Origin of the sequence: Vibrio salinus, from assembly GCF_021272385.1 — a bacterium.
Taxonomy (GTDB): Bacteria; Pseudomonadota; Gammaproteobacteria; order Enterobacterales; family Vibrionaceae; genus Vibrio; species Vibrio salinus.
The window spans coordinates 1,558,793-1,571,904 of sequence record NZ_JAJSDZ010000010.1 but is presented as its reverse complement, the minus strand read 5'-3'; the positions used below and the strand labels follow the sequence as shown (position 1 = coordinate 1,571,904).

At 41.3% G+C, this 13,112-nt stretch carries 11 protein-coding genes; 4 read left to right on the top strand and 7 right to left on the bottom strand.

Translation table 11 applies throughout. The features are described from left to right. From LRQ06_RS20695 to topA, 4 genes are all read right to left on the bottom strand, one after another. Entirely contained in the window at nucleotides 1–798 is a 798-nt protein-coding gene (locus LRQ06_RS20695; protein WP_232768924.1) for an alpha/beta fold hydrolase, read from the bottom strand. A 77-nt stretch (nucleotides 799–875) separates the two neighbouring features. Continuing rightward, nucleotides 876–2,330, bottom strand: a complete 1,455-nt coding sequence (gene glgA / locus LRQ06_RS20690) for a glycogen synthase GlgA (RefSeq protein WP_232768923.1) — start codon at nucleotides 2,328–2,330, stop codon at nucleotides 876–878. Between the two features lies 1 nt (nucleotide 2,331). Next, nucleotides 2,332–3,546 carry a glucose-1-phosphate adenylyltransferase gene (glgC, locus tag LRQ06_RS20685; protein ID WP_232768922.1) on the bottom strand — a complete coding sequence of 405 codons (1,215 nt, stop codon included), beginning with the start codon at nucleotides 3,544–3,546 and terminating at the stop codon, nucleotides 2,332–2,334. Nucleotides 3,547–3,890: 344 nt separating this feature from the next. Further along, entirely contained in the window at nucleotides 3,891–6,500 is a 2,610-nt protein-coding gene (gene topA, locus LRQ06_RS20680; RefSeq protein WP_232768921.1) for a type I DNA topoisomerase, read from the bottom strand. Nucleotides 6,501–6,844: 344 nt separating this feature from the next. Here topA and LRQ06_RS20675 point away from each other — a divergent pair, with 344 nt between their 5' ends. After that, nucleotides 6,845–7,090 (top strand): DUF2498 family protein, encoded by a 246-nt coding sequence (locus LRQ06_RS20675; RefSeq protein WP_232768920.1) that lies wholly within the window; start codon nucleotides 6,845–6,847, stop codon nucleotides 7,088–7,090. Nucleotides 7,091–7,138: 48 nt separating this feature from the next. Here LRQ06_RS20675 and aroA read toward each other — a convergent pair whose 3' ends face one another. Further along, nucleotides 7,139–8,422: a 3-phosphoshikimate 1-carboxyvinyltransferase gene (aroA, locus tag LRQ06_RS20670; protein ID WP_232768919.1), complete on the bottom strand. Its 1,284-nt coding sequence runs from the start codon at nucleotides 8,420–8,422 to the stop codon at nucleotides 7,139–7,141. A gap of 120 nt (nucleotides 8,423–8,542) precedes the next feature. After that, nucleotides 8,543–8,998 carry an outer membrane lipoprotein gene (locus LRQ06_RS20665; RefSeq protein ID WP_232768918.1) on the bottom strand — a complete coding sequence of 152 codons (456 nt, stop codon included), beginning with the start codon at nucleotides 8,996–8,998 and terminating at the stop codon, nucleotides 8,543–8,545. Between the two features lie 14 nt (nucleotides 8,999–9,012). Here LRQ06_RS20665 and aat point away from each other — a divergent pair, with 14 nt between their 5' ends. From aat to infA, 3 genes are all read left to right on the top strand, one after another. Then, nucleotides 9,013–9,726, top strand: a complete 714-nt coding sequence (gene aat, locus LRQ06_RS20660; protein WP_232768917.1) for a leucyl/phenylalanyl-tRNA--protein transferase — start codon at nucleotides 9,013–9,015, stop codon at nucleotides 9,724–9,726. A 12-nt stretch (nucleotides 9,727–9,738) separates the two neighbouring features. Next, on the top strand, nucleotides 9,739–10,425 hold the full coding sequence (locus LRQ06_RS20655) for an arginyltransferase (protein ID WP_232768916.1): 687 nt from the start codon (nucleotides 9,739–9,741) through the stop codon (nucleotides 10,423–10,425). A gap of 81 nt (nucleotides 10,426–10,506) precedes the next feature. Further along, entirely contained in the window at nucleotides 10,507–10,725 is a 219-nt protein-coding gene (gene infA, locus LRQ06_RS20650) for a translation initiation factor IF-1 (RefSeq protein WP_001040192.1), read from the top strand. A 74-nt stretch (nucleotides 10,726–10,799) separates the two neighbouring features. Here the strand turns inward: infA and clpA are convergent, their stop codons facing one another. After that, nucleotides 10,800–13,073 carry an ATP-dependent Clp protease ATP-binding subunit ClpA gene (gene clpA, locus LRQ06_RS20645; protein WP_232768915.1) on the bottom strand — a complete coding sequence of 758 codons (2,274 nt, stop codon included), beginning with the start codon at nucleotides 13,071–13,073 and terminating at the stop codon, nucleotides 10,800–10,802. Between the last annotated feature and the right edge of the window lie 39 nt (nucleotides 13,074–13,112).

Sequence of the window (13,112 nt, the reverse complement as noted above, 5' to 3'; positions counted from 1 at the left end):
TTAGCTGCGGTGGCTTTCAATAAAATCAATCACGATCTGATTAAATTCCTCGTTTTTTTCGATATTACAGACGTGACCACAATTATTAATGACATAAATACTACACAGCGAACTCTCAGTAACCGTCTTTCTAACCAGGTTTAAGAAGAACCGGTCCTTATCACCCATGACATACAACGTTGGGCATGTTGGCTTATTTACCGCCAGTCTTTTCATTAATTCATCGACTTCTCCTATCAGAGCAAACCAATGTCGGAACTCAATCCTTTTTAAACTTCGTGCTTCACGGATAAATAATTTTCTCGCTTCCTTCTGACTTCGGTGAGGCATGATTATCCAGGCAAAAAACTTATATAACCACAAATATGGAATAATACTCTTACATGCATTACCCAGTATTGCCAACATATTGGCAGCAGACGTCAGACTGACTACTGCACCGGCTAAAGTCATACTCAAAACCACTGAAGGTTTGATTTCTGCCAAATGTCTTACGATGATAGTTCCTAATGACATTCCTATAAAATGAGCCTTAGCAATATTATTCTTATCTAGCACTTTCAGAACATCATTAACGATCAGATTAAACGAATAATTATTGACAGATGCTTCATCAATATAAGAACAAGATCGACCATGACCACGCAGATCAATCAAAAGAAGATTATAGTGATGTTTTAGAGTCTTGATTTGTTTATACCAGGTTGCGCTACTCCCCCCTGCCCCATGAATGAATACGATCCAGTCAACATCTGAAGATAGAAAATGTTCTTTGAAATAGAGAGTACCTTCGGTCATCTGTTTTAATCAGAAATTTGTCAATAACAATCTGATAACTCTAACATAAAAAGGCGCTGACGCGCCTTTCAAAAGTGTTACATTAGTGCATTTTTATACATTTTTATGTACTCATTTGCAGAATCACTCCAGCTGAAATCTCTCGACATCGCTCTGAGCTGAACCTCTTTATAAATATCAGGCTGCTGCAAGTACAAAATCAACGCTCTTTGCATACAAATCAATAATGCCTGAGGCGTCGGATCACTAAATGAAAACCCTGTCGCATCATCAGGGTTCCGGTCAAAATCAATGACCGTATCCTTCAGACCTCCAACCGTCCGGACTATAGGCAATGTTCCGTAAGCCATACTGTAGATTTGATTCAAACCACAAGCTTCGAACTCCGAAGGCATCAGAAAGAAATCACTTCCAGCTTCCACCAAATGAGCATATTCATTACTGTAAGCTTCAAAAAATGCACATTTTTCAGGATATTGAGATGCAATATTGTGCAACTGGTTAGCCATTTCCGGTTCACCGGTACCAACAATAGCAATCTGAACATCATTTCGCAGAAATTCACTCAAAATCGGTAATAAGTAATGAAATCCTTTCTGAGCCGTCAAGCGGCATACCATCCCAAAAAGAGGCACATCTCTTTTAGGCAGGTGGAAAGACTCTTGCAGCGCATTTTTATTCGCTAATTTGCCTTCAGCTACTGATTCAGCAGAAGAAGCATCGTAATTTTTCGGTAAATAAACATCTGTTTGTGGGTTCCACTCTGAGTAGTCACAGCCATTCAGAATTCCGTACAAATCCCTTGATCGACTGACAAAATCATCAACCAGTCCATGAGAACCTAAAGGGGTCATCAACTCCATCGCATAATTAGGACTAACAGCATTAACTCTGTCTGCATAAGCAATGCCCGCACGTAACATACTGATATAACCATATCCATATTGAAGATGTTCCATCCCCGATACATGCAATTCTGGTATCGACTGCAATTCATCGGCAGAAAATACACCTTTAAACATAGCATTATGAACGGTCAGAACACTCTTCATGTCTGCAAAATAATCGTCACTGACATAACGAACCTTCAGCAGAAAAGGAACCAATCCGGTATGCCAGTCATTAGCATGTATAACGTCGGGCTTTAAACCCAATTTGGGAAGTACATCCAAACTTGCAGAAGAGAAAAAGGCGAACCTGTCTCCATTATCCGCATAGGCTCTGTTATGCTCAGCATAAAGCTCCGGTCTGTTAAAAAAGTCATCGTTATCAATAAGAAAAACTTCTATACCGTTAAACTCGGCGCTTCTTACTTTATAAGGAGTATGCGGCCAATACGATAACTCGGTATCCAGTACAATCGGACAACTTTCAATATCAGGTACAGAACGATAAGCGGGCATAACAACCCGAACAGAAAGGCCTTTATCTTTTAATGCGATAGGGAGGGCCTTAGCAACATCCGCCAGCCCTCCAGTTTTCACAATCCCTTGCACTTCTGAAACAGTAAACCAAACATCGATTTGTTTCATGTCAAAATCCAACTTTCGCCCCTTTACTCACTACAACAACACCACCAGGTGAGACATGATAGCGTTTTCTATCTAACTCTAAGTCTTCACCAATTACTGTTCCGGGAGCAATTTCTACATCTTTGTCAATTATCGCGCGCTTGATAATACAATTTTCCCCAATTTTTGTATCACCAAGAACAACGGTTTCACTCAACATACAACCCGATGCAACATTACTACGATAGCCTAAAACCGATTTATAAATCTGACTTCCCTGCACATAGCTTCCCCCGGAAACCAAACTATCTGTTATCTTAACTCTATGATTTTCAACGTCAACAAAAGTTGCCGGTGGTAATGGAGGATAGTAAGTATGCAGTGGCCAGCTACGATTATAGAGAGAGAACTGTGGATCTTTGACCAATAAATCCATATGAGAAGCCCAGTATGAATCGATAGTACCGACATCCCGCCAGTAATGATCGATCTCTCCTTTTATCTTGTTAGATGAGAAGTCATACACATAAACGTCTCCACGAGGATACATTTTAGGAATGATATCCTTACCGAAATCATGACTTGAGTTTCGGTCAATACAGTCCTCACGGAGTTCAGAACAAAGTGCATCAGAATCAAAAATATAGTTCCCCATAGAGACTAACGCCCAATCAGGCTCTCCGGGAATCGATTTAGGATTACGTGGTTTTTCCTGAAATCCTACCATTTTCCCATTCTTATCCACTTCAATTACACCAAAGCCAGACGCATCTTTGATTGGCATTCTAATTGCTGATACGGTTAATTTTGCCTCCATTGATTTGTGATATTCAAGCATTTGCCTGACATCCATTTTATAGATGTGGTCCGAACCAAAAATACAGACGTAATCCGGTTCAGCGAGTTCAATAAAACGAATATTTTGATAGATAGCGTCAGCTGTGCCTTCATACCAACGTTTTCCATCTCTCATTTGTGCAGGTATAACATCAATAAAACGATCCGTAATACCTGAAACGTGCCACCCTTTTTTTAAGTGTAAATTTAAGGATTGTGATTTGAATTGGGTTAACACGTAAATCCGCATAATATCTGCGTTAACAAAATTATTAAGCGCAAAATCAATTAAGCGGTAGCTTCCCCCGAAAGGGACTGAGGGTTTACTTCGAGATTGAGTAAGAGGTCTTAAACGAGAACCTTCTCCCCCAGCTAAGATCATGCTTAATACACCAGCCATATTTTTATTTCTCCATCTACTTTCTTTTCATTCCTTGCCCAAAAATGAGACATTTTTTTTATGGGAATCTTTCTTACATCGCACATACAGTGCAACATGTTGTTTATAAGTTATCGAATTTTAAAAAGAATACAATGATAAAAACGTTAAGTTACGGCATCTGATATATTGTAATTTCAAAGTCACAACATTGGTCACATAAACAAAATAAGATTAGGACAAATTCAGAAAAAAGGATCAAAATTATAAATTAAGTCATATGACACCAAATTCTTTCTATTTCCAGTGTCGAAAAGCACAAAAAAAGCAGCCGAAGCTGCTTTTGGTAATTGTTATCATCTAAATCACTTCTTGCTTTTTTTCCGATTATCGGTAATCACCCAGTCACCGTCGATGTACAAAGCAGTCCAGCCAGTAGGTTTGCCATTCTCCTCAGAGCGGACATAGTGTTCTTTAGATTTTCGACTGAAGCGTATCACGGCAGGACGTCCGTCCGGGTCCTGTGCGGGCGCTGAAGCCAGATATTTGAATTTATCTGAGATACGCTCTTCATACTTAACAAACTCCTCAACAAGAGGCGCTCTGGTCTCTCTGGATTTAGGGAAATTGCTGGCAGCCATAAACAACCCGGATGCACCATCTCTGAGCACAAAATAGGCATCAGAGTTTGAGCATGGTAATTCAGGGAAGTGAACCGGATCTTCTTTTGGCGGTGCAACTTCACCATTCTTCAGTATTTTACGGGTGTTCTTACACTCTTCGTTAGTACATCCCATATATTTCCCAAACCGGCCATTTTTAAGCACCATATCGGCACCGCATTTATCGCATTCGACAACCGGCCCGTCATAACCTTTAACTTTAAACTCACCGAATTCGACTTCGTATCCATCACAATTAGGGTTATTACCACAAACATGAAGCTTTCTTTTCTCATCGATAAGATAAGCATCCATCGCTGTACCACAAATAGGACAACGTTTTTTTGCTCTCAGGGCCGCAGTCTCGACATCTTCTTCAAGAACATTGATGATACCCTCTTCATCACCGAGGTTTATGGTCGTCTTACAACGCTCTTTAGGAGGAAGAGCATATCCGGAACAACCAAGAAAGACGCCTGTGGATGCAGTGCGGATACCCATGGGACGAGAACAAGTCGGACACTCTATATCCGTAAGTACGATATGGTTTGGCTTCATGCCGCCTTCAGCTTCATCTTTTTCAGCGTCATTGAGCTCATCAGAAAAATCATGGAAGAAATTATCGAGAACCCCCTTCCAGTTCATATCACCTTCAGCAATCTTATCGAGCTTCTCTTCCATACGGGCAGTAAAGTCGTAGTTCATCAAATCCTGAAAGCTTTGGTCGAGACGATCCGTCACTATCTCGCCCATTTTTTCTGCATAAAAACGACGCTGTTCAACTTTTACATAACCACGATCCTGAATCGTTGAAATAATAGAAGCATAGGTAGATGGACGCCCAATACCTCTCTTCTCTAATTCTTTAACAAGAGCGGCTTCTGTATAACGTGCCGGTGGCTTGGTAAAGTGCTGTTTAGGATCCAGAGACTTCAGCGTCAGCGTATCGCCCAGCTTAACTTCAGGTAGTAGCTGATCTTCATTTTTACCCAAAGGACGTTGAACACGGGTCCAACCATCAAATTTCAGAATCCGGCCTTTTGCTTTTAATGTAAAATCGTCAGCTTTAACGCTAATGGTACTGGAAATGTATTTCGCAGGCGTCATCTGACAAGACACAAACTGATTCCAAATCAGTGAATACAGCTTGTGTCCGTCCGGATCCATACCTTTTAAATCCGCTTCAAGAACAGTCACATCTGATGGACGAATGGCTTCGTGTGCTTCCTGCGCATTTTCCTTACTGCCATATACATTCAATTTACCCGGCAGATAATTCTCACCATAATTGTCTGAAATGTATGCTCTGACAGCATCGATGGCTTCCGAACTTAAATTGGTCGAATCCGTACGCATATAAGTAATATACCCGGCTTCATACAACCGCTGAGCCAACATCATGGTTTTCTTAACCCCGTAACCGAGACGGGTACTGGCAGCCTGCTGCAAAGTAGACGTTATAAATGGTGCAGTCGGTTTACTTGATGTGGGTTTATCTTCCCGCTTACAGACTTCATAGGTAGCACGTTTCAGTGTCGCAAGCGCTGAATTGGTTTCTTCTTCGTTTCCGGGTCTGAACGATTCACCATTTTTCTGAGCGACTAATAGCTTTAACTGTTCTGAACCGGACGTTTCCGTATTTGCATTGATATCCCAGAACTCTTCCGGAATAAAGGCTTTGATTTCTCTTTCCCGTTCAACAAGCAGTTTTACGGCAACAGACTGAACTCTGCCGGCGGATAATCCCCGGGCAACTTTTTTCCACAATAATGGCGAAACCATAAAACCCACAACACGGTCCATAAAACGCCGGGCCTGCTGCGCATTTACGCCATCAATATTAACAACACCCGGATGCTCAAATGCCTGCTGAATCGCATTCTTTGTAATCTCGTTAAAGACAACACGTTTATAGCGATCTTCATCACCACCGATTATTTCTTTTAAATGCCATGCAATTGCTTCCCCTTCACGGTCCAAATCCGTTGCGAGATAAACATAATCTGCGTCTTTGGCCAGCTTCTGCAATTCAGCAACCACTTTTTCTTTGCCTGGAAGAATTTGATAATTGGCTTTCCACTCATGATATGGGTCAACACCCATTTTTTTCACTAATGAATTTCTTGCCTTCTCTTCCGCAGACAGGTTTTTGTTGGTTTTAGCTTTGGTTTTTTTTGTACTATTCGCTTGACCAGATGTAGGGAGATCGCGAACGTGACCGACACTAGACTTAACTATATAGTCTTTACCAAGATACTTATTAATTGTTTTCGCCTTGGCAGGAGACTCCACAATTACCAGTGATTTACTCATAATCGACCCAAATGTCCTTAATCACTATGCGAATCCAGAACTCGCAATATAAATATATTCTTTGAAAACTCTTCTTTTTTTAATATCGAGCGTTAAATGAATAAGATCAACCTGTTTTTTTAAATTGACTTCTGATTGCTCGACAATTGCTCTATTACTCATCATATATTGATTGAAACGAAAATAACTATCATTACATATTGAATACAAAGAGAAGGTGGTGTGCATTATGGGACAAAATTCATTATAAATGTCAAATAAACCATAACTATTTTACTTAACTGCTATTGATATCACAGCATATATCAATAAAATCGTTGCAATAATTATAGAGGAGAACAGTTATGAGTGATCTAAAACACATTCACAAAGATGAACTGCTAAATATTGCAAATAAAACACTTTCTGAACACGAACAATACATAGAAGGAATGAAAGTTACCGACGTTTCCGAGAGCAATAATTTCCTCATTTTTAAAGGCGACTATTTTCTGGATCCGGCCGGTTTACCAACAGCCCAAACGACGACAGCCTTCAACCTTTACAAGTACTTAGCTCATGCATTATCAAAAGAGTACACGCTAAACTAAGTTAACCGGGCAACATTGACGCCACCCGGTTTTTACTAGTAACACAGGCTAACTCAGACTTAGCCGGGCAAGCCTGTCAAAATAGTCCGGAAATGTTTTAGAGGTACATTTCGGATCATTAATTGTTACCGGTGTATTACTCAATGCAACCAATGAAAAACACATCGCCATCCGGTGATCATCATAAGTATCAATGGTAGCATGCACAAACTGCTCAGGAGGGGTAATAACTATATAATCTTCCCCTTCTTCAACCGTAGCCCCAACTTTACGCAACTCAGTAGCCATAGCCGCTAATCGATCCGTCTCTTTCACACGCCAGTTATAGACATTTCGTATGGTTGTTGTTCCATCCGCAAACAAGGCCGCAGTCGCAATTGTCATCGCAGCATCCGGGATATGATTAAAGTCCATATCAATGGCTTTTAACACGCCTCTACGGGCAATAACATAATCGTCCGCCCATTCTATTTCAGCGCCCATTTCAGCTAATGCATCAGCAAACCGGATATCACCCTGAATGCTGTTTTTGCCAATCCCGGTGACTTTAACTTCTCCACCTTTAATCGCAGCAGCGGCTAAAAAATAAGAGGCTGAAGATGCATCACCTTCTACCAATAATTTCCCCGGAGACTGATATTGCTGGCCAGCCGTAATAACAAATTCTTTATAATCGTGATTACTTACCGTTACACCGAATTTTTGCATGATATCAAGCGTAATATCGATATAGGGCTTAGAAACCAAATCACCAACGATTGAAATCGTTATATCTTCCGATGCCAGTGGGGCTGCCATTAAAAAAGCTGTTAAAAACTGACTTGATATCGAACCATCGATTTCAACCCGTCCACCATTTAAGCCTGTCCCTTTGATCTTCAACGGAGGAAAACCGCTGTTCTCCAGATATTCGATATCAGCACCTGACTGACGTAACGCGTCAACCAAATGGCCAATTGGGCGTTCTTTCATACGGGGTTCCCCCGTCAAAACAAATTCACCTTCTGACAAAGTCAATGCGGCAGCAAGCGGCCTCATTGCCGTTCCGGCATTTCCAAGAAACAGTTCCAGTGATTCTTTTGACAAGAATGGATGACCTAATCCTTCTACTTCACAAACCGTTTTATCCTCAGATAATGTGTACTGAACACCTAGTTTCTTCAGGGCATTCAGCATGTGTCTGATATCATCGCTGTCCAGCAGATTTGTTAATGTTGTTTTACCGACTGCAAGAGCAGCCAGTAACAAAGCTCGGTTTGATACACTTTTTGAACCAGGCAGGTTCACCTCTCCATTAATTGATTTAACAGGCGGTAACGTTAGGCTTTCCATCTAATGTGATTAATCCTTGACGCCCTACTTTTCCAGAGAGTAAGGCGAATAATTCTTCGTATGGTGAGACTAACGAAATTTTGGGGGTTTCTCTAGATCTAATTAGCACTTTTATCGGAATTAATAGTCTTTATCTACCCGAACACCATCTTTAAAATACAGGATTCTGACTTTATCATTACGGAGAAAAATCATCTGTCGGTCAACATCCTGGATAACATCGATTAACTGTCCGTCCTTAGTTCTGATTAGCAAATCAACACCTTCATCATGCATTTCATACGGTTGGCTTACATAATGATTTGTCACAGCAGCACCGGCAACGGTTCCGACAATCGTCGCCAGTCCTTTTCCCCGACCACCTCCAAACTGATGTCCAATCACACCACCGGCAACCGCCCCCAAAAATGTTTTCAGACCATTATTTTTTGCATATTCAATCTCTGTGCTATTAAAATAGCGAACAGAGTCCACTGTTCCGAATACTACTTTGTCGACAGGTCTTGCAACATTTCTCTGATAACCTGCATTGGCAAAAAAGGGTAAAAAACTTAATATCAATACAACCCAACGCATGAATTTCTCCGTATATGACAATTTATTTAACTGAGCTTAGTCCAGAATGTGTGAATTTCCCATCGCCCTTTGACGCACTTGATGAGCCAAACGGACTACTCGCTTTTGGTGGCGACCTGCAACCGGAAAGGATTCTTTATGCTTATCAACATGGCATCTTTCCCTGGTATGGGCCAAACGAACCCATCTTATGGTGGAGTCCGGCACCACGTGCCGTATTTAAACCTATGACATACAAACCCGCGAAGAGTGTTAAAAAATTCCAGAGAAAGACACAATTTTTGGTCAGTATTAATAAAGATGCAGACTCTGTCATAGATTTTTGTGCCTCAACCCGGACACAAGAAGAAACCTGGCTTAATCAGGATATGAGAACGGCATATAAAACATTACATAAACAAGGATATGTGCATTCCGTTGAAGTATGGCACGATAGTACTCTGGTAGGGGGGTTATACGGTGTCCTGATCGGTTCACTATTTTGTGGTGAGTCCATGTTTTCGCTGGAATCAAATGCTTCTAAAATCGGATTATGGTTTTTCTGTCATCATTTTGCTGCCAATGGAGGAAGACTGATTGATTGTCAGGTGATAAACCCTCACTTAAAATCATTGGGAGCAACTGAAATGAGCAGAGAGCGTTTTTTATCAACCCTGACTATTTGTAAAAATGAGCAAGTCACTTCCTCATGTTTTTCAGCTCAATGGCTAACTCAACCAGAAGACTAAAAAGATCTTAATATGCAGAGCATTCAGATAGGACTAACAAAAGAGCACCCCTGTAGTTATCTAGATGGACAAAAAGAGCGTGTTGCGGTAGCAATCGACCCTAAAATGCAAACCGCAGAGAATTATGAAATTCTGTTAGCCAATGGATTTCGCCGAAGTGGAGCCACTATTTATAAGCCATATTGTAAGCATTGCTCACAATGTCAGGCACTACGAGTTGATGTCATGAATTTTATTCCATCTCGCAGTCAGAGACGGGTGATAAACAAATCCAGGCATTTGCGATTTGAATTAAAAGACAGACTTGATAGCGAATGGTTTTCTCTGTACGCCGATTATATCGCAAAGCGACATAATACCGGCTCAATGTATCCTCCGGATAAAAAGGAATTTGAACATTTTGCATCCTGTCCCTGGCTTCAAGTCAATTATCTTCATATCTACGACGAGGATAAACTTATCGCGATTGCTGTGATGGACGTATTACCTGATTGTGCCAGTGCATTTTATACTTTTTTCGACCCGGAAAATTCTTTATCTCTGGGAACTGTCGCAGCAATTTTTCAGATTGAATACTGCAAATTGGCACAAAAACAATGGCTATATCTCGGTTATCAGATAGACTCTTGTCCGGCAATGAACTATAAAGTTCGATTTCACCCTCATCAAAGGCTAGTAAATCAGCTTTGGCGAGGGTAAAATACGGGCCAACTTTACTAATCTCGTTTTTGGCGACACTTATGGGTCGTCATTTCCGCCACATTTTCTAAAGAGGATTAAATGGCTAAAGAAGACGTAATTGAAATGCAGGGAACTGTCCTTGATACTTTACCGAATACCATGTTTCGAGTTGAATTAGAAAACGGTCACGTAGTGACAGCACACATTTCAGGAAAAATGCGTAAAAATTATATCCGTATTCTTACTGGAGACAAAGTGACTGTAGAGATGACTCCTTACGATCTTTCTAAAGGTCGCATCGTCTTCCGTGCTCGTTAATATCCCGAGAATATCTCAACAAAAAACGGAGCATATGCTCCGTTTTTTGTTCCTGTTTATTCCAGAGAAGTGACTTAGTGAATAGCTTCTTCTTTTCTACCCACACAAACAAAAGACAATTTATCATTCCCTTTGTCTAAAGATACTTTCACTGTTCCGCCATCAACCAGAGAACCGAACAGAAGTTCATTGGCGAGAGGTTTCTTAACCTGCTCCTGTATGGCCCGGGCCATTGGACGAGCCCCCATCGTCTTATCGTACCCTTTGACTGCAAGCCAGTCTCTGGCTGCCTGATCGACTTCGAGTGAAACCCCTCTGGCATCAAGCTGAACCTGTAATTCAACAATAAATTTGTCCACAACCTGATGGATAACTTCTTCATCTAAACTACTGAACCAAATGATATTATCTAACCGATTACGAAATTCAGGGGTAAAGACTTTCTTAATTACAGCCATTGCATCATGGCTGTGATCCTGCTGGATAAGCCCGATGGATTTTTTCACGGTTTCCTGAACACCCGCATTGGTGGTCATCACTAAAATGACATTGCGGAAGTCCGCTTTTCGTCCGTTATTATCAGTTAGAGTACCATTATCCATGACCTGTAATAGCAGATTAAAAATATCTGGATGCGCTTTTTCAATTTCATCCAGCAAAACCACGGAATGAGGATGTTTTATCACCGCATCCGTCAACAGTCCTCCCTGATCAAAACCGACATAACCCGGAGGCGCTCCGATCAAGCGACTCACCGAATGACGCTCACCATATTCCGACATATCAAACCGAAGCAGCTCTATGCCCATTAGTTTCGATAGCTGAACCGTCACTTCTGTTTTACCGACACCTGTCGGACCGGCAAACAAAAACGAGCCAACAGGCTTGTTCTCTGCACCCAACCCGGCCCGCGATAATTTAATCGCTTCAGTCAAAACATCAATGGCCTGATCCTGACCAAAGACCAACATTTTCATCTTATCATCCAGATTCTGTAACACATCTTTATCACTGGCTGACAAAGATTTTTCCGGAATACGGGCAATTTTGGCTACCATGGCCTCAATATCACCAACACTAACCGTTTTTTTACGGCGGCTCACCGGAACAAGACGAGCTCTGGCACCAGCTTCATCAATAACATCAATGGCCTTATCCGGTAAATGTCTTTCATTGATGTATTTCGCCGATAACTCAACCGCCGCTCTTAAGGCTTCTTTGGTATAACGAACATCGTGATGCGCTTCATATTTCGGTTTCAGCCCCATCAGAATTTTTGTTGTATCATCAATGGATGGTTCAACAACATCAATTTTCTGGAAACGTCTGGATAACGCCCGTTCTTTTTCAAAAATATTATTATATTCCTGATATGTGGTCGAACCAATACAACGTAGCTGCCCACTACTTAATAATGGCTTAATCAGATTAGCGGCATCAACCTGACCACCCGATGCCGCTCCGGCACCAATAATAGTGTGAATCTCATCTATAAACAGAATCGCATCATCTTCACGTTCTAACTGTTTCAAAATATTTTTAAAACGCTTTTCAAAATCTCCCCGATACTTAGTTCCGGCTAATAATGAACCAATATCCAGCGAATAAATCACACTGTTCTTAATGACATCCGGAACCTGTCCCTGAACAATTCGCCAGGCAAGACCTTCCGCAATCGCCGTTTTCCCAACCCCGGCTTCACCAACAAGTAATGGATTATTTTTACGACGACGGCAGAGAACCTGAATGGTGCGTTCTAATTCAGCATCCCTACCAATCAGTGGATCGATCTTACCCTGTGCAGCCTGATGATTTAAATTTGCAGCAAAGTTATCTAAGCGATCTTCGGTATTGGTTTCTTCCGGAGATTCACCAAAAGCATCCGATGATGAATCACCATCACCGGAATCAGAAAGCTTTGTAATTCCATGGGAAATAAAATTAACGATATCAAGGCGGCTGACATCATGTTTTTTCAGAAGAAACGCAGCTTGTGATTCCTGCTCACTAAAAATAGCGACTAACACATTTGCTCCACTCACTTCGCTCCTGCCTGAAGACTGGACATGAAACACCGCTCTCTGCAGTACTCTCTGAAAACTTAATGTTGGTTGTGTTTCACGAGTTTCATCATTTTCAGGTATAAGAGGAGTTGTCTGATCAATAAAAACATTTAATTCACCCCGAAGGTCATCAAGATTTGCACCGCATGCGACTAACGCATCCTTAGCTGCATCATTATCCAATAATGCAAGCAGGAGGTGTTCAACGGTCATATATTCATGTCGTTTATCTCTGGCTCGGGCAAACGCACCATTCAAACTGGACTCTAATTCTTTGTTAAGCATTGTGACCTCCTCAAGGAACGATCAATGTATCGTTCTGGC